Source organism: Coriobacteriia bacterium (assembly GCA_018368455.1).
Taxonomy (GTDB): Bacteria; Actinomycetota; Coriobacteriia; order Coriobacteriales; family UMGS124; genus JAGZEG01.
This window is the reverse complement of sequence record JAGZEG010000009.1, coordinates 36,954-58,647: the sequence shown is the minus strand read 5'-3', so window position 1 is coordinate 58,647 and position 21,694 is coordinate 36,954. Positions and strand designations below refer to the sequence as shown.

Sequence of the window (21,694 nt, the reverse complement as noted above, 5' to 3'; positions counted from 1 at the left end):
TAAAAAAGGCCGCTGACGGCGCCTGCAGTATGCAAGCAAGTACCGGCTACGCTTCAGCGGGAGCCACTGGAAGCCACAGGCGCACGAAGTAGCGCGCGCCGCCCTCGGGCAGGCGTTGCAGGTAGAGAAAGTGGCCGTAGACGTCGCCCGCACACGCCAGACCCCGCTCCGAAAGCCAGGCGAACGGCCTATCGAGCAGGGCAAGGTCGTCCGTCCCGTTGGGATATGAGAACGTCGCGCACAGGCAGGACGGACCCTCGGGGATGTCATGGATGTACGCGTAGATGTCAGCGTCGCGCTCGACGGGGGCGTTGGGGCAGGGCTGGTCGCTCATGCGCACGCGCCGGGCAACGAAGCCCTGTCCCTCCCGACGGAACCAGATGCCGAAAAACGAGAGGGGCACGGTATCGACCCAGCGATCCATGACACGCTTAGGCAGGTCAGAGGGATCGTCGTACGGCTCCAGGACACGCAGGCGAGGGCAGGTCCCCAGCTCGAAGCGCCCCTCGACCGCCTGTGCCGTGCGCCCGATGGCCCGGGCGGTCAGCTTTTCGATGCGGGCGAGCTCGTCGCGCAGGTTCTGCAGGTGAGTCTCCATCAAGCTGACGGCATCGGCCGGCTCGGCGCGCAGCATCTCGCGCACCTGGGGCAGGTCCATGCCAAGCTGCCGGTAGCACTGGTACTGGTAGAGCGTATAGAGGTCGTCATCGCCAAAGAAGCGGTACCCCGTCTCGTCGTCGTGCTCGGGGCAGACGAGCCCCTCGCGTTCGAGGAAACGCACGCCGCTGCTCGAAATGCCAACCTGTCGAGCCACATGGCTCACCGTTCGTCTGCGCATGGCCATCCCCTTGCTCCCCTGCTTGCGAACAGCATAGCCGACAAGGGATGACGGGGCGAGTGCCACACCACGGTAAGTCAAGCCTCGCCGCATGGCATCCCCGCAAGCTCCGCGCGGCCGCTTCTCCGCACGCGAGGTGGGAATCCACGGCCGGAAATCGGGCTCGTGTATCGCGCACACTCCCCGGAGAGGTCATCGGCGCTCGCCCACAAGACGACTGCCTGCGGCTTTCACGACGGAGGCGCCCCCGGGAGCCGCGATGCGGTCCCCGAAGGCGCCTCCACCCGTTCACGAGCGCGATTGCTGGCCGCGAAACGCCGCGCGGCGCGCAGGGACGCCACCCAGCCGCGGCGTCTCCTCTACTTGCCCGGCTTCCAATCGGCGGCCTTGCTGGCGGCGAAGGCGGCCTCGGACGCCTCGACCTCGGTGAGGATGTCCCCAAAGAACGGCGTCTCGTCGAACGTCGCGAAGTAGTCGGCCGGCGTCTCGGCACGGCGGATCATCTTGAACGAGCCGTCCTCCTGCAACAGCACCTCGGCCGAGCGCAGCTTGCCGTTGTAGTTGTAACCCATCGCAAATCCGTGCGCGCCTGCGTCGTGGATGAACAGCAGGTCACCCATGTCGATCTTGGGCAGCTGGCGGTCGATGGCAAACTTGTCGGAGTTCTCGCACAGACCGCCCACGATGTCGTACGTGTGGTCGCACGGCTCGTTCTCCTTGCCGAGCACCGTGATGTGGTGGTAGGCGCCGTAGATAGCCGGGCGCATCAGGTTGGCGGCGCAGGCGTCACAGCCGATGTACTCCTTGTAGATATGCTTCTCGTGGATGGCCTGGGTCACGAGCGCCCCGAACGGCGCGAGCATGAAGCGCCCAAGCTCCGTGAGGATGGCGATGTCGTCCATGCCCGCCGGCACGAGGATGCGCTCGTAAGCCTTGCGCACGCCCTCGCCGATGACGGCGATGTCGTTGGCCGGCTGGTCGGGGCGGTAGTCGACGCCCACTCCGCCCGACAGGTTGATGTAGCCGATGTGCACGTCAGCCGCCTTGGCCACGCGCACAGCCAGCTCGAACAGCTGGGAGGCAAGCTCAGGGTAGTAGTCGTTCGTCACGGTGTTGCTCGCGAGGAACGCATGGATGCCGAACGTCTTGGCGCCCGCGGCCTTGAGGCGCGTGAACGCCTCAATCATGTCGGCCTCACCCATGCCGTACTTGGCCTCGCCGGGGTTGTCCATGATGCCGTTGCCCAGCTCGAACACGCCGCCGGGGTTGTAGCGGCAGAAGATCGTCTCGGGAACGTCGGCGACCTGCTCGAGGAAGTCGACCATCGTGGGGTCGTCCAGGTTGATGATGGCGCCGAGGCGATGGGCCTCGTACATGTCGAGCGCCGGCGTCTCGTTGGAGCTGAACATGATGTCGTGGCCGGTGAAGCCACACGCCTTGGACAGCGCGAGCTCCGTGTAGCTCGAGCAGTCGACGCCGCAGCCTTCCTCCTGCAGGATCTTGAGCAGGTAGGGGTTGGGCGTGGCCTTCACGGCAAAGTACTCGCGAAAGCCGGGATTCCAGGCAAAGGCGGCGTTCACGGCGCGGGCACGGGCGCGGATGCCGGCCTCGTCGTAGAGGTGAAACGGCGTCGGGATCTCCGCGGCGATCTCGCGGGCCTTCTCGAGCGTGACGAATGGCTTCTTCTCCATGGGCGGAGCTCCTTTACTAGCGAGGCGGGGCAAGGCAGGACGGTCCGCCGATGCGGCAGACGACCCTAGCGGGCGGCGATGGCCTCGATCTCGAGGCGGCAGCCACGCGGCATCGTGCCGACCTCGACGGCGCTACGGGCGGGGCAGGGCTTGGGGAAGCGCGCCTCGTACACGGCGTTCATCGCAGCGAAGTCGCCCATATCGTGCAGGAACACCGTCGTCTTCACGACGTCGGCCAGCGTCAGGCCGGCCTGCTTGAGGATGGCCTCGATGTTGGAAATGGACTGCTCTGCCTGCTCGGAGATGTCGGCGGATACCTCGCCCGTCGCGGGGTTGATGGGCAGCTGGCCGGAGACGAACACGAGGCTGCCGGCGTCGATGCCCTGCGAGTAGGGGCCGAGGGCGGCGGGCGCGTCCGTCGTAGCAATGGCGTTCTTCATAGGGGCTCTCCTTGTGAGAAAGGGCCCGTCCCCCTCGGGGGAACGGGCCCGCGTGGCCTGTCGTTGCACAGTGTACTCGAGCGGGTGTTTCGAATCGGAGGCTACACCAAATCGATGCCCTGCACCGCATCGTAGCCGTGTTCGCCCGTGCGCACCTTGACCGCCTCCGCCACGTCGTACACGAAGATCTTGCCGTCGCCGATGTGTCCGGTGTAGAGGGCGCGGCGCGCGGCGCGCACAACGTCTTCCACCGGCACCTTCGCGACGACGATGTCCACCTGCACCTTGGGGATCATGTCATCGACGACCGGCACACCACGGTACATGCCGCGGGCGCCGCGCTGGGCGCCGTAGCCCATGACGTGTGAGATCGTCATGCCCGTGACGCCGATCTCGCCCAGCCCCTCCTTGAGCGCCCCGAGACGCGCGGGCTTCGTGATGATGCGCACCTGGCGCAGCGGCGGGCGGCCACCCGCGGCCCCCGCAGGAACGGCAGGCGCGCCCAGCTCCAGCGGGATGGCCTGCGAGGGAGGCACGTCGCGCACAACCTTGGGGGACGTCCCGTCCTCGCCGCCGAGCGCCGGCAGGAACTCGGAGAACGCGTTGTCGATCGAGGGGTTGGACATGCCGAGGCCGATGGCCTCCTCCGGGCCCGTCACGCGCACGGAGCCGGCCTTCTTCGTGATAGAGAGCGCCACCCAGCCCACGACGGCGGCCCAGGCCGCCACAACGACCGCCCCGAGGAGCTCGACGCTGAACAGCCCCGCGCCGCCTCCCATGACCAGGCCAGAGCCGCTTGCGAACAGGCCGCACGCCAGCAGGCCGAGCACGGCGCTGAACCCGTGCACGGCGACGCTGCCCACCGGGTCGTCGACCCGGAAGCGGCGCTCGACGTACTCGATGCCGAACACGCTGACGAGGCCTGCCAGAGCGCCCACGACCAGCGCCCACACCGGCAGCATGACGTCGGCGCCCGAAGAACAGGCCACGAGCCCGCCGATGAGCGCGTTGAGCACGACGGGCACGTCGCAGCTGCCGTAGCGCACCGACGTCGCGATGAGCGCCGTGAGTCCCGACACGACGGCGGCCACGACCATGTTCAGGAACGCGACTCCCAGCGCATCGAGAGACGCCGTGCCAAAGCTCAGCGTGCACACGCCCATGAGGCCAAACCAGCCAAAAAAGATGACGAAGACGCCGACGGCCTGCAGCCCGATGCTCTGCCCGGGGATGGCCTGCGGGCGCCCCGCGTCGTCGTACTTGCCGGAGCGCGCCCCCACGAGCATGGCAGCGACGAGCGCAACCGTCCCGCCGACGAGGTTGAGCGACGCCGTGCCGGCGAAGTCGTGGAATCCCATCTGGGCCAGGAAGCCGTTGCCCCACGTCCAGTTGGATGCCATAGGGTAGATGAGCAGCGCGAGCACGATGCTGTAGACCACGTGGCACGCGATGCTCGCGCGCTCCGCGATCGTGCCCGCCACGATGTTCGCGCACACGGCGCAGACGAGCGCCTGGCTCAGCACGAACAGCGACGAGGGCACGCCGTCGGGCAGCGTCGGGCCGTAGCTTCCGAGCGAGAAGAAGTCGAGCACGCCGAAGAAGCCGCCCGTCCCGCCAAAGAACAGGCCATATCCCAGGAACATGAACGTCAGGATGGACGTGAACGTCACGAGCAGGTGTCGCACGACGACGCCCTGCGTGCTCTTCGATCGCGTCGAGCCGATATCGAACAGCAGGTACCCGCCCACCATGAACAGGACGAGCGCGCTGCCCAGCACGATCCAGACGGTGTCTGCAGTGATGTGAGGCACCTCTGATCACTTCCTTTCGAGCGAAACGTCCGAGACCGGGCGGCCGGGCGTGCACGCGCACGGCCCGCCCAGGGCCGCAGGGCCCAGGCCTCCCGCACGTCGCGGGAGGCCCTGCCTCGGTCCAGCGCCAACCAAAAAGAGGATGTGGGAACGCGTCGACTACGACAGCTCGACCTGCGTCGCCTCGGCGTCGGCGATCTCCATCGGGTGAAGGACGCGGCGCAGGAACTCCTGCGTGCGCTTCTCCTTGGGATTAACGAGCACCTCGGAGGGCGTGCCCTGCTCGACGATGACGCCGCCAGCCATAAAGACGACGCGCGTGGCAACCTCGCGGGCGAACGCGATCTCGTGCGTGACGATGACCATCGTGATGCCCGTCTGCGCGACGGCGCGGATGACGCCGAGCACCTCGCCGACGAGCTCGGGGTCGAGCGCCGACGTCGGCTCGTCGAACAGGATGACGTCGGGGTTGAGGATGAGGGCGCGGGCGATGCCGGCGCGCTGCTGCTGGCCGCCCGAGAGCTGCGAGGGGTAGTAGTCGTAGCGCTCGGACAGGCCCACCTTGTCAAGCACGGCCTTTGACTGACGTTCGGCGTCGGCCTTCTGCACGCCCTTGACGGTGACGAGGCCCTCCATGACGTTCTGCAGGATGGTCTTGTTGGCGAACAGCGCGTAGTTCTGGAAGACCATCGCCGTCTTGCGCCGCAGCTCAATGACGTCGGACTTGCTATGCTTCTTCGCGTCGAGCGTGAAGCCGTTGACGGTCACCGTGCCCTCGTCGGCCTCGTCGAGAAAGTTGATCGTGCGCAGAAACGTCGTCTTGCCCGAACCGGACGGGCCGAGGATGACGACGACCTCGCCTTTCTTCACCTGCAGGTCGATGCCCTTGAGCACGTGGTTGTCGCCGAACGACTTGCGGATGCCGTGCAGCTCGAGCATGTAGTCCTCTGCCATGGTTTCGTCCTCTCTCTATGCCGTCGCTGCCGCGGGACGCTTCGCGCCGCCGTCCGTGCCGGAAGCGCTCTTCGCCAGGGCCTTGGGCTGGGACCTGCCCGTGCGGAACTGGCCCGCCCTGCGCTCGATGACGCGGAAGATGCGGTTGATGATATAGCTCAGAACCTCATAGATGATCGTCGTGAGCACATATGCCTCCAAGTAGGCATAGCTCTGGTTCGCCGCGACGATGCTCGTCGCCATGATCTCGTGGACACCGACGAAGTAGGCCAGAGACGTGCCCTGCAGCAGGCCGACGAACAGGCCGTTGAGGTTGGGAATGGCGCTCACGATAGCCTGAGGCAGGATGACACGCACCATGGCCTGCGACTTCGTCATGCCAACCGCGTAGGCAGCCTCGAGCTGGACGCGGTCGACCGAGGCGATGGCCGCGCGGAACACCTCGGAGGCGTAGGCGGACTGGTTGAGCACGAACGTGACGATGGCGAACACGATGGAGGGCACGGCCGCGATGTTGACCTCGAGGCCGATGGACAGGAAGTAGTTGTAGAGCACAACCGGCATGAGGTAGTACATCACGTAGAGCAGCACGACCTCGGGCACGGAGCGCATCAGGGACACGAAGACGGTCACGAGCTGGCCGAGCACGGGGATGTGGTTCACGCGGCACTCGGCCATGAGGAAGCCAAGCAGCCAGCCCAGCGGCGCGGCCACGATGACCATGAGCAGCGTCACGGGCACGGCCTGGAGCACGAGCGGGAACGTCTCGAATATGAAGCCGGCGTCAAACGTCATGGGTATCAGCCTCCCTCTCGCCTAGGCCCGCGCTGGGCGGCGGCTGCGCGTGGCGCCGCGCTCGAGGCCTGCGAACACGAGCATGATCACGACGCACACGACCCAGTAGATGACGGCGACGGCCACGTAGAGCTCGAGGCGATAGGCGCCGTAGTTGGCGGCCGACACGACGTTGGCGCGGCCCATCATGTCGATGACGCCGATGGAGAACGCAAGCGACGTCTCCTTGAACAGCATGATGAGGTTGTTGCCGAACAGCGGGATGGCGACGACGACGGCCTGCGGCAGGATGACGCGGCGCACGGCCTGGGCCGGCGTCATGCCGACCGCGAGGCAGGCCTCCATCTGCGTCTTGGGAACGGTCAGGTAAGCAGAGCGCATCATCTCGCCCATGTTGGCGCTCGCGATGAGAGAAAGGGCGGCGATGATGAAGTTCATCTTCGTGGCGCTCGCGATGTTGATGCCCACCGTCGCGAGCAGCACCTGGGGCAGCGCGAAGTACAGCAGGAATATCATGACGAGCGCCGGGATGCCGCGCATGAACGAGATCCAGCCACGGGCGATCACCTGAGCCCAGCGCTTCTTGCTGAGCTGCGCCAGCGCCACGAGGAACCCGAGCACGAGCGAGATCGCCAGCGTCGCAAACATGATGACCATCGTCGTGGGAAACGCTTGGAGCACGTTCAGGATGAACCCCGGGATCCTCTCCGGGTACACCACGTACGTCATGGGATGTCACATCCTCTCACGGGACCTCGCGACCGACACGTCGCCGGACGAGCCCTAGTCGGCCGACGAGGAGGCGGCGTCCTTCTCGGACGAGGCAGAGGCGCCACGCGTCTCGCCGTCCGCAGCCGAGGAGGCCGCGCCAGCCGTCTTCGCCTGGGCGAGCAGCTCGTTGTCGGAGAGCACGCCGGCATACTTCGAGAAGACGTCTGTCCCGTCGAACCACTTCTGCGAGAGCTCGGCGAGCGAGCCGTCCTCCTTGGCCGTCTCGAGCGCAGCCGCCAAGTCGTCGCAGAGCTCCTGGTTCTTCTGGGACACCATGTAGTAGCAGGACTCGGTCAGCACGACGTCGGTGTGGTCGACCTCGACGCTTGCCGCCTTGACGAGGTCATCGAAGCCCGCCTCGTACACGAGGTAGCCGTCGGCCTGGCCGTTGGCGACCATGCGGATGTAGTCGGCCCCGGTCGAGGAGTCGTACTCCTTGAGGACGACGGCCTTGTCGGGGTTCTCCTCGTTGTAGGCCTTGAGCATGCCGTACTCGTACGTCACAGGCGACGTCACGATCGTCTTGCCCGCCATGTCCTCCATGGTCTTGAGGCCCGAGCCCTTGGCGACGACGAACTCCATTGGCGTCAGCACATAGGGCTCGTCGGGGAACAGGAACTTGGAGCGGCGGTCGTCGTTGGGAACGAGGCAGCACGACACCATGTCGCACGAGCCGGACTGCAGTGACGAGATCATCGTGTTGAAGTCCATGGCATCGAACTTAAACGTGTACTTGCCGCCGAGCTTCTCCTCGCACAGCTTGAGCGACTCGACGTCGTAGCCCGCGATGGTCGAGCCGTCGGCCTCCAGGTAGCAGAACGGCTTGTTGGCGTTCATGACGACGATCTTTATCTCCTTGCCGCCCGTGGAGCCCGCCGTCGCGCTGTCGGAGGACGCCGGAGCCGTCTCGCCCGACGTGTCGGCGCCGCAGCCAGGCAGGACGGCCATCAGGCCAGCACCGACCAGCGTGGCCCCGGCAGCCTTGAGAAAGCCGCGACGGGACAGTCCCTCTGCGCACGAGCCCTTCTTGCCGCCATACACCGCGTTGTCCATGGGGCCCTCCTTTGCATCGACATCGTCTGGGTCTGCCGGAACCTCATCCGAGGGGGCTCCGGCTGGCCTCCGATTACGACAACAATGCTAGGAGCGCCCCGTTTCGCGCATGTGTCAGCCCCATTCCCAGCAGCGTAACGTTCGAGGCCAATCGCGTTGCGAAAACCCAACTCCCCTGTTAACGAGGGGTGTCAGGCTTCGAAACGCGGGCCCCGGGCACACGCGGCACCGAGCGGCGCAAACGCAAGGGGGCGCGACACCCCTGAGAGGGATGCCGCGCCCCGATAGGAAGCGTCGCAATGATGGATGGCACGAAAACGAGCTCGCTACTCCTTGCCCAGCTCGTCAAGGGCGTCACACAGGCGCGTGAGAGCCTCGCGCAGGACCTCGGTGGGGCAGGCGATGTTGAAGCGCTCGAAGCCGGAGCCCGCCTCACCGAACAGGTAGCCCTCGTCGAGGAACAGGTACGCCTTCTCATGCATGAACTTCTCGAGCTCCTCGTTGCTCATGCCCAGGTAGCGGAAGTCGACCCACTGCAGGTACGTGCCCTCGAGCTCGAACACGTGGGCCTTGGGCGCGCGCTCGCCCAGCATGTCGACGAACAGCTGGTGGTTCGTCGCCAGGACGTCGCGCAACTCGTCGAGCCAGTCCTCGGCACCGTTGTACACGGCCGCGCACACGGGGTAGGCGAAGGCGTTGAGCCCCATGAGGCCGTTCTCCGTCATCGCCACCTTGATGTAGCGCTCGCGCAGCTCCTTGCCGGGGATGAAGATGTTGGAGCACTGCAGGCCCGCCAGGTTGAACGTCTTGGACGGCGCCGTGCACACGACGACGCGGTCGAGCTTGTCGGCCGGCACGACCGTCGCGCTGACCGTGTGCTCGTGGCCCGGCAAAATGAGGTCGTTGTGGATCTCGTCACACACGACGATGAGGTCGTGCGCGAGGCAGATGTCGATGGCCTGGCGCAGCTCGTCAGCCGTCCACACGCGCCCGACCGGGTTGTGCGGGCTGCACAGGATGATCATCTTGGCGTTGGGATCTGCGGCCTTCTTCTCGAGGTCGTCGAAGTCCATCTCGTAATGCTCGTTAGCCGTGCCGTCGTCGACGAGAGTCAGCGGGTTCTCGACGACCGTGCGGCCCGTGTTCTCGATGGACATCTTGAACGGGTAGTACACAGGCGACTGGATGATGACGCCCTCGCCCGGCTCGGTGAACGCCTTCACCATCCAGTAGAGCGCCGGGACGACACCCGGCGACGTGACGATCCAGTCCTTCTCGACATCCCAGTTGTGACGGCGCTTCATCCAGCCGACGACGGCGTCATAGTACGCAGACGTCGGCTCCGTGTAGCCGAGCACCGTGTCGGCGACGCCGCGAATGGCCTCGCGCACCTGGGGCGCCTCGACGAACTCCATGTCTGCGACCGAGAAGGGGACGATGCCTTTCGGGACGTCCGGGCACGACGCGAACATGCCCTCCCACTTCGCCGCGCCGCAGCCCGTGCGATCGACCTTTGTCGTGAAGTCGTATGCCATCGCGCTCGTCCCCTTCGTCTTGCAACCGTTGCGTGCACGCAATCCCGCGCGCTTCTCTGAACAGGCTCATCGTACGGCGGACGCGTTGCGCGCATGTGTCCGGCATGTCAAAGCCACGCGACGGGACTGCGGCGGGCGTTTCCGTCTATACCTCATTGTAGAGTAGTCCCCAATGTACGTCCCAAGCGCAGTCGGTGGGCCCCAAGGGGCGCATCAAAGGAGGATCCATGCGGTTTCTGCACGTCAGCGACCTGCACATCGGCAAGCGACTCAGCGAGTTCTCGCTGGCTGACGACCAGCGGCACATCCTGAGCGCCATTCTCGACGTCGTGCGCACCCGCAAGGCCGACGCCCTGCTCGTGGCAGGCGACGTCTACGACAAGTCCGCGCCCTCGGCCGACGCCGTGGCCCTCGTCGACTTCTTCCTCGCCCGCGCCGCAGCGCTGGGCGTCCCGACGTTTGTTTCCTCGGGCAACCACGACTCGGCCGAGCGCGTCGCGTACGGGTCGAGCCTGTTCGCCCAACGCAACGTTATGATCTCGCCCGTGTACGACGGCACAGTCGCACACTACACGCTGGAGGACGAGTTCAGCCCGGTGACGTTCTGGCTCATCCCGTTCCTGCGCCCCGCCACCGTGCGAGCGTTCTTCCCAGAAGCGCACATCGACTCGTACACCGATGCCCTGCGCACAGTCATCGAGGCCTGCGACATCGACACGGCACAGCGCAACGTGGCGCTCGCCCACCAGTTCGTGACAGCGGGGGGATCGGCGCCCGAGATGGCAGGCTCCGAGGTGAGCGTCGGCGGCCTCGACAACGTGGACGCCAGCGTGTTCGACACGTTCGACTACGTGGCGCTCGGGCACATCCACCGCCCCCAGCGCGTCGGGCGCGACGAGGTGCGCTACAGCGGCAGCCCGCTCAAGTACTCCATCGACGAGGCGAGCCACCACAAGTCGGCGCCCCTCGTGGAGCTGGGACCCAAGGGTGAGCCGGCGCGCATCGAGCTCGTGGACATGGCGCCGCTGCACGACGTGCGCATGCCCCGCTGCACGCTCGACGAGCTGTGCGCCCCCGAGACGCTGGCAGCGGCCGACCCGAACGACTACGTGTACGCCGTGCTCACCGACGAGCGCGAGACGGTGGAAGCCCTGCCTCGCCTGCGCGCCTGCTATCCCCGGCTGCTGGGCTTTCGCTACGAGAACACGCGCTCGAAGGCGGCAGGGCTCCAGGGGCAGACAGCCTCGCTCGACAGCAACCGCAGCCCGCTCGAGCACTTCGAGGAGTTCTTCGAGCGACAAGTTGGGGCGCCGATGAGCGAGGAGCAGCGCTCCATCGTCGTCGACGAGCTCGAGAAGCTGGGGGTGATGTAGGTGAGGCCGCTACACCTGACGATGAGCGCGTTCGGTCCGTATGCCGGCGTCGTGGAGGTCGATTTCGAACAGCTGGGGCGCGAGGGCATCTACCTCGTGACCGGTGACACGGGAGCCGGCAAGACGACGCTGTTCGACGCCATCGAGTTCGCCCTGTTCGGCCAGCCCAGCGGCACATATCGCACGGCCCGCTCGCTGCGCAGCGACTTTGCCGACCCGTCGACCGAGACGTTCGTCGAGCTCTCGTTCGAATACCACGGCGAGACGTATCGCGTGCGGCGCAATCCGGAATACCAGCGCCCCCACCTGCGGCAGAAGGGCAAGATCGCCACGCAGGACGCCCGCGCCGAGCTGCACGTGCCCGGGCGCGAGACGCCCTACGAGGGAGTCAAGCAGGTCAACGAGGCCATCGAGGGGCTGTTGGGCATCACGCGCGAAGAGTTCGGGCAGATCGTGATGATCGCCCAGGGAGACTTCCGCAAGCTGCTGTCAGCTGAGACGGCAGAGCGCAGCGAGATATTCCGCAAGCTGTTCGAGACAGCGCCCTACCGGCAGTTGCAGGACAACCTCGACGCACGGCGCAGGGAGCTCTACGGTCAGACGCAGCAGCTGCGCGAGCAGGTGCGGCTCTACGCGAAGCAGGTGCGCATGGCGGAGGACGACCCGCGCGCCGACATCGTGGCGCTTGCGGGCAAGACGGGAGTGGCGGGAAGCTCGCGGGACGCCGACGCGCCGGCGGGCGAGAGCGCCGGCGAGAGCGGCTCGGGCGGTGGTCAGCTCATCGACGTGCTCGGCGACCTGGTGCGCGAGGGACGGCAGCGCGTCAAGGAGCTCGAGAGCCTGCTCGACGAGCGCAACGCCGCCGTCACGGCCGCGAGCGCCGCCTTGGAGCGCGCGCAGCAGGCCCGGACGCGCGCCGAGCAGGCCGAAGGCGCCCGGGCGGATCTGGGACGCCTGCAGGGGCAGCTGCCCGCGGCCGACGAGGCGCTCGCGGCGGCGGAGGGCCGGCGCGACGAGCGCGAGGAGCTGGCGAGGCGGCTCGGAGCCGAGCAGGAGGCGCTGCCGCGCTACGACGAGCTCGAGGACGCGCGCGCGGAACTCGAGAAGGCGCGCGCAGGTGAGGAGCGGGCGGCCCGACAGGCGACCCAGGTTGCCGAGAAGGCCCAAGCGCTTGCGGGAAAGCTCGCGGAGGCGCAGGCATTCGTCGAGGAGCACCGCGACGCCGACGCTGCGCTCGCCCGCGCGCAGGCGGCGCAGCAGGCAGCCCAGGGGCGCGCCGAGGCGGCAGCCGAGCAGCTGCGGGCCCACGAGAAGCTCGCAACCGCCCGGAAGCGCTGCGAGGAGCTCGCCGAGCGAGAGAGTCGGGCGGCAGGGCTCGCCGCCGACGTCCAGGAGGCGCTTGCGACGCTCGAGGGCAAAGCGAGCGAGCTACGGACGACCGAGGAGGCTCTCGCCGGTGCGCCGGCGCGGGCGGCCCGGGAGCAGGGACGCGTCAGCGAACTCGAAGAGCGCTTGCGCCAGGTGCGCGCGCACGCCGATGAGCTCGCGCGCGCCACGGAACAGTGCGGGGACGCCGAGCGCAAACTGATGGGGCTGCAGGAGGCCTACCAGCGGGCCCAGGCGACGTTCTCGCAGGTAGACGAGGCGTCTCGCGGCGTTGAGCGCGCGTTTCTCGACGGCCAGGCCGGCGTTCTGGCGCGCCGCCTGGTCGAAGGTGAACCGTGCCCGGTCTGCGGGTCGACTGCCCATCCCCACCCCGCAAGCTGCGTCGACGAGGTTCCCAGCGAAGACGCCTACCGCGCCGCCCAACAGGCCAGCGAGGATGCCCGCGCCGCCATGCAGCGCGCCGCGGCAACGTGCCAGGAGGCCCAGGCCGTCCTTGCGGAGCGCGCGGCGACAGTCGGGCAGCTCGAAGACGCCCACGGCAGCGCTGAGGCTCTCAAGCAGCGAGCCGACGAGCTTGAGGAGCAGCTTGCCGAGACGCGTGCGCAGGCCAGCGACGCCGCGCGGGAGCGAGCACGCTACGAGCAGGCGCGCACGCAGCTGGCACAGGCCGAACAGCATGCGACGCGCAGCCGCGCGGAGCTGACGGCAGCTCAGGAGGCGCATGCAGAGCTCGGACGCCAGCTGGCGGCGGCACGCGCAAGCGTCGAGCAGCTAGCGGGCAGCCTGGCGCTGGCCGACGAGAACGGCGCGCGAGCCGAGGCCGAGGCGGCCAACGCAGCACTTGCCGAGGCCGAGGCGGCGAGCCGGGCGGCCGAGACGCTGGCCGAGCGCGTCGCGGGGATGCGCTCGCAGGCCGAAGCACTGGCCGAGCAAGCGCGCGTGGCGCAGGAGCGGGCGGACGCCTGCGAGCGGGAGCGCACCGAAGCGCACACGACCTGCGAGCGACTTGCGGCGCGCGTCGAGAGCATCGGAAGCGCACTATCGCATGCGAGCCGCGACGAAGCGCAGGCGTGCGTCGAGGGGCTCGCCTCCCGGGTGCGCGTGCTCGACGAGGAGCTGGCGCAGGCACGCAAGCGGCGCGACGAGCTGGCGGCGGGCATCGCGCGGCTCACGGCGCAGATCGAGACGCTGGCGAGCCAGGAGCCCGACGACGCCGACGAGGCGGAGGGGGCCGAGACGGGCACGGGTGCGGCGGACGAGGCGCGCAACGTCAACGCGGCCAGCAAGGGCGGCGACTCGAGCGAGATAGAGGCGGCGGACGGAGACGGCGTCGCGCGCGAGGCGAAAGCGCTCGAGAGTGGCGCAGCCGCCTTCCCTGCGGCCGGAAGCGCACCCGTCGCCTGCGACGCCACCCCGCTCAGTCCGCTCGGCCGCGCTCAGGCACGTGTGGACCGGGCGCAGGCGGCCCTCAACGACGCCGCCACCCTGCGCGACGAGGCGAGCGCCCTGCTCACGCAGGCCTCGGCCGACCTGTCGTCCAACAGCGACGTGCTGGAGAGGCTGCGGCGCGTGGAGAAGGAGGGGGCGGGGCTCACGCAGCGCTACGACGAGGTCGCGGAGCTCGCCAACGCCGCCAACGGCAACCTGCGCGGCGGCAAGGACCGCATCGCCTTCGAGACGTATCTGCAGGCCACGTACTTCGACCGCATGCTGTGCGCCGCGAACCGCCGCCTGGCGCTCATGACAGACGGCCGCTACGAGCTGCTGCGCCGCGACACGGCCGCCACGAAGAACAAGCTGGCCGGCCTCGACCTCGACGTGCTCGACCACCACACCGGCAAGCAGCGCGATGCGAAGTCGCTGTCGGGAGGCGAGTCGTTCAAGGCGTCGCTTGCCATGGCGCTCGGCCTGTCCGACGTCGTGCAGGCGCGCTCGGGCGGCATCGAGCTCAACACGATGTTCATCGACGAGGGCTTTGGCTCGCTGGATCAAGAGTCGTTGCAGCTTGCCATCAAGACGCTGGGCGAGCTGTCGGGCGGGGGAAAGCTCGTCGGCATCATCAGCCACGTCGAGGAGCTCAAGGAGAGCATCGATCGCAAGATCATCGTCGAGCACGGGCGAACCGGCTCCACGCTGCGCATGGAGGTCTAGCGGGAGGCCCTCGGGTCGCACGACATGCGGCCCGAGGGCACCGGGTACGGCTAGGCGCAGCGGCTTCCGAGGATACGACGAGCCGGCAGCCTCGAAGGCACGCGCGCCACGGGAAAGGGCAGCCCGCGACCTTCTTGCGCACGCATCCTACACACGAAGGGGCGATCCGCGGCCAGAAACCGAGCTCGTGAACTGCCTCGAAGCCCCGCGAAGCGTCCGCCTCAACCGCCACCTGCAGTTTTAATCCGAGAAGGCAGTGCGGCCTCGGTCTCCCCCATTCACGGCCTGGATTCCTGGCCACCAAACGCATCCCTGCGCGCAAAACGGGCCCCGCAGGCGTAACCCACAAGTCAGCGCCGCCGAACGTCAAACCGTACGTGGAGGTCTAGCGAGCCTGTCGAACCTCGCACGCCCGCGAGCCTCCCGCTCGAGGCGAACTTCGGGTATCATGCATGGATGCACTGCCCGAGTGGCGGAATGGCAGACGCGGAGGTCTCAAAAACCTTTGGGGCAACCCGTGTGGGTTCGAGTCCCACCTCGGGCACCATCCGAACAAAACAGGCCGGACGGCTCAAGCGATTCCAGAATCGCAAGCCGCCCGGCCTTTCTTGTATCCTCGCCCTACGCGATCACGTCGAGGTTGTGCGGGTAGTGGTTGATGATCTCGCCGCCGTCCTCTTGCACGATGCACAGGTCCTCGATACGCACGCCAAACTTGCCCGGCAGGTAAATGCCCGGCTCGATGGAGTGGCACACGCCGGCCTGCATCGGCTCGTGATGCACCGCAGACACGTCGCCCGGCTCGTGGTCGTTCATGCCAATCTGGTGTCCGAGCCGGTGCGTGAAGTACTGGCCGTACCCAGCCTCCTCGATGGCGTCGCGCGCAGCCTTATCAACGTCGCTGAACAGCACGCCGGGGCGCACGACGGCCGCAGCCGCCTCGTTGGCCCGCCGCACGGTCTCGTAGACGGTACGTTCCTCGTCGGTAACGTCGCGGAAGAAGAACACGCGCGTCATGTCGGAGCAGTAGCCGTCCTGGACGCACCCCACGTCGAACAGCACGGAATCGCGCGGGCCGAGCGGCGTGTCGTCGGGCCCGTGGTGCGGGTCCGCCCCGTGCGCGCCAAAGCTCACGATGGGCGGGAACGAGTGGGCCTGCGCGCCAAGCGACCGATAGATGTCGAGCAGCTGGTCGGCAATCTCGCGCTCGGTAACGCCCTCGTGCACGAGTCCGCGCAGCACGCCCATGGCCTTGTCGTTCGTGGCACTCGCGCGGCGCATGAGCTCCTGCTCCTGGGCATCCTTGATAGAGCGGGCGCCGTCGACCGCTGCCGACCCCAGCACGAAGTCGCTCGCAGCGCCAGCGTCGCGCAGCGGCAGCAGGAAGCGCGCGGCGAGATCCTTGTCGCAGCCCAGCGGCGCGGCATGGTCGACCAGGCCCCTGACCAGGGCCAACGGGTCATCCTCGTCGCGATAGCCCTGCTGGGCGACAGCAAGCCCCGCCGGCGCGGGGAACAGGTCGTTCACGACGAGCACGGGCTCGGCATCTTCGCGGATAACGAGCCCGTGGAAGCGCTCGCCCGGATCGACATAGAAGCCGGTGAGCCAGCAGATGGACATCGGGTCGCTCACGAGCATCTGGGCCAGGCCCATCGCGGCGAGGTTCGCGCGCACCCGTGCGAGGCGGGCAGCGTAGTCAACGGTTATCGTGCTCTCAGATGACATGGACGCCTTCCTTTCCTGAGTCAGCGAATCGCGCCGATGATACTCCCAATATGCCCGAGGGGAGCCGCCGCGATCGGCCCACCGCAGCCTGCGCACCGTCGGCCACCGTTGTCCGATGCGTCCGGCACATGAAAACTTGGTAGGGCCCCGACCGCGAGCGCTATAGGTGATTGACGTCAGCCTCCCGACGCGCCACGATTCAGAGCAGCTTCATATGACCCGTTGGGATCGTCGCCCCGTTCCTTTGGCCCTGATCAAGCCGGAGGCGGCGGGCGGCGCGTCGGACCCGATGATGTGCCATGGGGGCTGAAATGGGAACACCGGAGTCTGTGAAGAACTCAAAAGAGGAGATTCGCATGAAGGTTGACGTCAACTCCACGCATGCCGACTACATGCTGCACGGCTGGAACGTTCGTCGTTGGTTCCTTCCGCCGGACGGCATCAAGGACGAGGCCCGCGTCGACGGCAAGTGGGTCCCGGTGGACGCCATCACCACCGCCACGATGCGTGACGACATCATCCAGTTCATGGCTGACAAGCCGACGGACTACCAGTCGTCCGCCGACTCGGCCGAGAGCGACGACACGTATCGCGTGCTGTCCTAAGCGCTAGAACAAGATCGCGGGACGCCCACGAGGAGTCCCTCCTTCGCGCTTCCGAGTTTACGAGGGCGCGCAACGACTTTCCGAGCCGTTGCGCGCCCTTTTTCATGCGCCGTGGCACCTCTCACGTCGCTTCTCGGGCAGCGGCTCCTCTCGACAAAATGGTGCGCAGCGCTAGCTTATTCTCCGATAATCCGTTATTCTAAACTTGTAGAAAGGATCGAGAGGAGGCTGCGATGGACACCGCACTATCCGATTCCGAGATTCGGGTCATGGACGTTGTCTGGGACAACGGCGGGCAAGCAAGCGCCAAGCTGATCGCCGAGACCCTGAACGTGCGGATCGAGTACAGCGCCAGCGCAACGTACACGCTCATCCACCGCTGCATCAAGAAGGGCGCGCTCGAACGCATCCAACCGGGCTTCATCTGCCGCGCCCTCGTGAGCCGCGAAGACGTTCAGGCCGAGGAGACCGACCGCCTTGTCGACCGCGTGTTCAACGGCTCAGCCGACAAGCTGTTCGCGGCGCTCATCGGCCGCAAGAAGGTTTCGCGCGAGGAGATCGCCCGGCTGCGCTCGCTTGTCGACGACATGGCGCAGGAGGACGACAACAGGTAAGAAGCACGCACAGAACGCCAGAAACGCCGCACTATCTGCGGCTGGCAAGCCTTCGGCGAACGGAGGTTAGCATGGAACTCGTGCACATGGGACTCCAGGGATCCGCCCTCATCGTGATCGTCTTGCTCGTGCGCGCCCTATTCGGACGTCACCTTCCCAAAGCCGTGCTGCCCGTGCTCTGGATAATCGTGCTCGCGCGGCTGCTCATCCCGCTCTCCATCGCCTCTCCCCTCAGCGCGTGGACGCTCGCCGGAACGAGCCTTGCCGACGATTCGGTGGCGAGACCAGTTGCAGTCGAAGCCGTCATCGACAACGGCGTCTTGCCCCTGGAAGCGCCAGCCAGCGACGCAAGCACGGCCGGCGCCCCCGCAACTTTCGCGAGTGCTTCGGCGCCGCTCTCCTCCCCCGTAGGCATCCAGCCCGGCAAAGAGGCCGCCAGCCCTACGATCGTCCCGGACACCGCCGTCCCCTCCAAGCCCTCCATCCTAGCGGAGGCATGGGAGGCGCTCGGGGCGCTTCCCGCCTGGCAGGTCATCTGGGTCAGCGGGACCATCGTCTGCCTGCTCGCGGCAGCCGTCCTCTACCTGGGTCTCACCCGCGCGTTTCATCTCGCCGTCCCCGTCGACGACCCGTTTGCCAAGACGTGGCTGCAAGCCCACCCGCTGCGTCGCCGCGTGCGCATCCGCACGTGCGAGCGCGTGCGCACGCCCATGACATACGGCCTGCTGCGGCCCACGATCCTCGTACCGCCCGACTTCGACTGGACCGACCGCGTGAGCGCAGGCCTCATGCTCGAGCACGAGCTCGTCCACATCCGGCGCTTCGACGTCGCCTTCAAGGCGTTGCTCGTCGTCGCCGTCTGCCTGCATTGGTTCAACCCGCTTGTCTGGGCGATGTACGTCCTAGCAAATCGCGACCTCGAGCTCTCGTGCGACGAACGCGTGCTGCGTCGCCTCAATGCGCGAGGCCGCACCGCATACGCCACCGCTCTCATCGACGCGGCAGAGTGCGCGTCGGGCCTGCTTCCCGCGGCTGTCGGCTTCGGAAAGAGCGACCTCAGCCGGCGCGTCCGTGCCATCGTACGGCCCGACCGACCCCGCCTTGCCGCCACGGCTGCAGCATCCCTGCTCGTCGTGGCAGCCACGACTGCCTTCGCGACAACCGGCGTCCTGCCGCAAGACAGGCCCGGCGTGGTGAGCTACGACGCCACCGCCCTCGGCGCTCTTCCCCTGCCCGGCACCGAGCCCCTCGAGCTCGACCTCGACGGCTACCGTGCCGTCGTCACGCCGCGCTACGCCCTCGTGTTGCCCGACGCCCAGGTCGGCGACGGCTTTTCCTGGAGCTTTGACGATCAGGCCAGCTACACGGCGACGCACGAGACCGAGGCACAGGGCAGCGTCACTGCCACGGCAGGGAACATCCTGACCGTAACGGGCGCGCTCGACGCCTTCGGTCAGCCCGTCTCGTTCGTGGTCTACACGCAGTCGAGCAATGAGTACAAGTACTGGAGCGGCCCATGTCCCCTCGGCGACGACTATGCCTACCAGCGTCTGGACACGACCGGGGTCTACGCGGCGACGAACGACGGGTCGACGCCCGAGGCCCACGGCCTGCAGCGACTCGTCTCGACGAACGGCTACGCCTACCCACAGCGTGAGAACGGTGGGACGCGCATCATGGCGCCGCGCTACTCCGTGTTCGTCCCCGACGACGCGCTACCGGAGGGATGGTCGTTCGCTTACAGCAGCGGCGATCTCGCGCTGGAGCTGCGCATCTACGAGAGTCCCGAGGCACGCGCGGCCGACAGCCCTGTCGCCACGATCGCCAACGACATGTACTACCCCTCGGCGGATGGCCCCGAAGCGAGCACTCGCGTTGCCGTAGACATATCGGCGCCCGTCAGCTACTGCGACCTGGCGTTGCGCTCCCTTGGGCCGACGTTTGAGCTCGGGGATCAAGACCCGCAATGGGCCAGCAGCGTCGAGCAGGCCCAGGTGTGGGCAAGCCGCGTCTCGACCGACATCAGCCAGGCGTCCGCCCGCGCGACAGCCATCACGCAGGATCTCTGGCGCGTCGAGATGCCGCTCTACACGTTTGACATCCCCGAGGCGTGGCGCGGCCGCGTGAGCGTCAGCCCCTCCCCCAACGGCGAGCTCTCGGTATACCCGAACGGCCATCCCGAACTGCCCCTCATCAAGATCATGACGAGCAACGTCTCCGGCTTCCGCGAGGGCGGCGAGATCAGTGGCGCCATCGTCTATAGCGCGGAAGACGGGCGGGGACACGTCGTTGCCGAGTACGCGGAGAACTACGCGTGGGCCGCGCGCGGAGGCGAGTGGCGCACCAAAACCTTGGGCATCCTCTTCCCCGGCGACGACGTGGCGCGCGAGGTAATCGACCTCTCGACGGGAGGGGCGTACACGCTCGAGGAGCTCGAGGCGGCCGACTCCTTCGATGGCCTCGACGGCTTTGACTACGCCATACAGATAGCGCGTACCAACATCCACGTAAACATGACGCAGGAGTTGGCGCAGTACTAGGAAAGGACGCTGCGGGGCCGACCGGGTGCACAGGCGGCCAGCCTGCCGAACAGCGCAGGTTGGTCGCAGCCCGTATTCGGCCGAGAATGCGCCCGAGCACGCCCTGCGGCACGTTTTCGCCTCGAGTGCACGGTTCTTGCTGGTCGTGCGCGCAAAACGGGCGTTAAGTGCACGTCTCTTACGACTCAGGTGTGCCCCGAAGGGACCCCATGCGGTGGCGCGCCGAGGACGCGATGCCAAACTCGCAGGTAGGACGTCCGAACGCTATTCCCTGTCTCGCAAGCGCATCCTGCAGACGCGAGATGCGCCCCAAGAATCGCGCACTACACGCCCATTTTGTACGCAAGCAAGCTAAAAACCATGCACTTTGGGACATTCCAGGACAATTGGCGCCCGCCATCCGAGGCGCTCATCGCACGTCCGGGACCCGGGGCCCCGTAGCGCCTACAATCCGCGGTCCCCTATCCTTCTCGCAGGGCGTCCGTGAGCCGGCGGAAGTCCGCGAGCGTCAGCGTCTCGGCGCGAGCGGCTGGATTGATGCCCGCAACCTCGAACGCGGCGTCGAGGCGCTCCTTCGTCGCATAGCTTGCGCCGGCCATCGCATTGCGGATGGTCTTACGTCGCTGCGAGAACGCCGCGTCGATGACCTCGGTGCACGCCCGCGCATCCTCCACGCTCACACGCTCGCTCTCAGGCAGGCGCTCGAGCCGAATGACGGCGCTCTCGACGCGCGGCGCGGGGAAGAACGACGTACGCGCCACCTGGAAACGGCCCGTGACGCGCGCGTACTGTTGCAGCTTGAGCGTATACGCCCCGTAGATCTTGCTGCCCGGCTCTGCGCTGATGCGGTCGGCCACCTCGCTCTGCACCATGAGCGTCGCGCTGTCGAGACACGTCCAATCGGGCGACTCGAACCACTTGAGAATGAGCGTGGCAGCAACGGCATAGGGCAAGTTTGCCACCCACCGGTTGGGCATCGGACGCGACGGGGCGGGCAGAAGGGCAGTCAGAGCGCGTCCCACCTGCTGCGGTGTCACGCGCAGCGCGTCCCCCATGACAAGGGCAAAGCGCTCGGAGTAGTCGGCGCAGCTCACGGAGAGCGGCCCTTGCATGTCCTTGTCCGTCTCGACGGAAACGACAGCCGACACGTGTGGCAGCAGCGCGCTTGTCAGCGTGCCGATGCCCGGTCCCACCTCGAGAACCACGTCGTCGCTGGACAGGTCTGCTAGCTCGAGAATACGACCGACGACCTCGTCGTTCACGAGGAAGTTCTGCCCAAGCGCATACTTTGCCGACAGGCCGAACTCGTCAAGCAGACCGCGAGTCGCAGTGGGAGTGGCAAGGCGGGAGAAGGGCATCGAGAACCTCCTGGTCAAAGAACAGAGTGAGAATAAGAACGCCACGTAGCAGAA

Annotated in this window: 16 protein-coding genes and 1 tRNA gene; 6 read left to right on the top strand and 11 right to left on the bottom strand. The window is 67.1% G+C overall.

Features of this window, described 5'->3' with window-relative positions:
* Positions 1 to 46: 46 nt before the first annotated feature.
* The 9 genes from KHZ24_07040 to KHZ24_07000 all read right to left on the bottom strand — a co-directional run bounded on the left by KHZ24_07040 (position 47) and on the right by KHZ24_07000 (position 9,888).
* Entirely contained in the window at positions 47 to 838 is a 792-nt protein-coding gene (locus KHZ24_07040; GenBank protein ID MBS5450952.1) for a MerR family transcriptional regulator, read from the bottom strand.
* 359 nt (positions 839 to 1,197) lie between these two features.
* Positions 1,198 to 2,529, bottom strand: a complete 1,332-nt coding sequence (locus KHZ24_07035; protein MBS5450951.1) for a diaminopimelate decarboxylase — start codon at positions 2,527 to 2,529, stop codon at positions 1,198 to 1,200.
* 65 nt (positions 2,530 to 2,594) lie between these two features.
* The gene (locus tag KHZ24_07030; GenBank protein MBS5450950.1) at positions 2,595 to 2,969 is read right to left on the bottom strand and encodes a RidA family protein; all 375 of its coding nucleotides are present in this window, start codon (positions 2,967 to 2,969) and stop codon (positions 2,595 to 2,597) included.
* 101 nt (positions 2,970 to 3,070) lie between these two features.
* Positions 3,071 to 4,780 carry an adenylate cyclase gene (locus KHZ24_07025; protein ID MBS5450949.1) on the bottom strand — a complete coding sequence of 570 codons (1,710 nt, stop codon included), beginning with the start codon at positions 4,778 to 4,780 and terminating at the stop codon, positions 3,071 to 3,073.
* Positions 4,781 to 4,939: 159 nt separating this feature from the next.
* Complete coding sequence (locus tag KHZ24_07020; GenBank protein ID MBS5450948.1) at positions 4,940 to 5,719, bottom strand: amino acid ABC transporter ATP-binding protein; 780 nt, start codon at positions 5,717 to 5,719, stop codon at positions 4,940 to 4,942.
* Positions 5,720 to 5,749: 30 nt separating this feature from the next.
* Positions 5,750 to 6,529 carry an amino acid ABC transporter permease gene (locus tag KHZ24_07015; protein ID MBS5450947.1) on the bottom strand — a complete coding sequence of 260 codons (780 nt, stop codon included), beginning with the start codon at positions 6,527 to 6,529 and terminating at the stop codon, positions 5,750 to 5,752.
* A gap of 21 nt (positions 6,530 to 6,550) precedes the next feature.
* Positions 6,551 to 7,258, bottom strand: coding sequence for an amino acid ABC transporter permease (locus KHZ24_07010; protein MBS5450946.1), 708 nt, complete (start codon positions 7,256 to 7,258; stop codon positions 6,551 to 6,553).
* Positions 7,259 to 7,312: 54 nt separating this feature from the next.
* On the bottom strand, positions 7,313 to 8,353 hold the full coding sequence (locus KHZ24_07005) for a transporter substrate-binding domain-containing protein (GenBank protein MBS5450945.1): 1,041 nt from the start codon (positions 8,351 to 8,353) through the stop codon (positions 7,313 to 7,315).
* A gap of 326 nt (positions 8,354 to 8,679) precedes the next feature.
* Positions 8,680 to 9,888, bottom strand: coding sequence for a pyridoxal phosphate-dependent aminotransferase (locus KHZ24_07000; protein ID MBS5450944.1), 1,209 nt, complete (start codon positions 9,886 to 9,888; stop codon positions 8,680 to 8,682).
* 227 nt (positions 9,889 to 10,115) lie between these two features.
* On the opposite strand from KHZ24_07000, the gene KHZ24_06995 reads away from it, so the two are divergent.
* The 3 genes from KHZ24_06995 (at position 10,116) to KHZ24_06985 (ending at position 15,345) form a co-directional block, all read left to right on the top strand.
* Positions 10,116 to 11,261 (top strand): exonuclease SbcCD subunit D, encoded by a 1,146-nt coding sequence (locus KHZ24_06995; GenBank protein MBS5450943.1) that lies wholly within the window; start codon positions 10,116 to 10,118, stop codon positions 11,259 to 11,261.
* Entirely contained in the window at positions 11,262 to 14,798 is a 3,537-nt protein-coding gene (locus KHZ24_06990) for an SMC family ATPase (protein MBS5450942.1), read from the top strand. It begins immediately after the preceding gene.
* Positions 14,799 to 15,261: 463 nt separating this feature from the next.
* A tRNA-Leu gene (locus KHZ24_06985) sits at positions 15,262 to 15,345 on the top strand.
* A gap of 74 nt (positions 15,346 to 15,419) precedes the next feature.
* Here the strand turns inward: KHZ24_06985 and KHZ24_06980 are convergent.
* The gene (locus tag KHZ24_06980) at positions 15,420 to 16,523 is read right to left on the bottom strand and encodes an aminopeptidase P family protein (GenBank protein MBS5450941.1); all 1,104 of its coding nucleotides are present in this window, start codon (positions 16,521 to 16,523) and stop codon (positions 15,420 to 15,422) included.
* Between the two features lie 356 nt (positions 16,524 to 16,879).
* Here KHZ24_06980 and KHZ24_06975 point away from each other — a divergent pair, with 356 nt between their 5' ends.
* From KHZ24_06975 to KHZ24_06965, 3 genes are all read left to right on the top strand, one after another.
* A complete protein-coding gene (locus tag KHZ24_06975) occupies positions 16,880 to 17,128 on the top strand; it encodes a hypothetical protein (protein MBS5450940.1) in 249 nt (82 codons plus the stop codon).
* 233 nt (positions 17,129 to 17,361) lie between these two features.
* The gene (locus KHZ24_06970) at positions 17,362 to 17,742 is read left to right on the top strand and encodes a BlaI/MecI/CopY family transcriptional regulator (GenBank protein ID MBS5450939.1); all 381 of its coding nucleotides are present in this window, start codon (positions 17,362 to 17,364) and stop codon (positions 17,740 to 17,742) included.
* 71 nt (positions 17,743 to 17,813) lie between these two features.
* A complete protein-coding gene (locus tag KHZ24_06965) occupies positions 17,814 to 20,282 on the top strand; it encodes a hypothetical protein (GenBank protein MBS5450938.1) in 2,469 nt (822 codons plus the stop codon).
* A gap of 461 nt (positions 20,283 to 20,743) precedes the next feature.
* Here KHZ24_06965 and rsmA read toward each other — a convergent pair whose 3' ends face one another.
* Positions 20,744 to 21,640, bottom strand: a complete 897-nt coding sequence (gene rsmA, locus KHZ24_06960) for a 16S rRNA (adenine(1518)-N(6)/adenine(1519)-N(6))-dimethyltransferase RsmA (protein MBS5450937.1) — start codon at positions 21,638 to 21,640, stop codon at positions 20,744 to 20,746.
* Between the last annotated feature and the right edge of the window lie 54 nt (positions 21,641 to 21,694).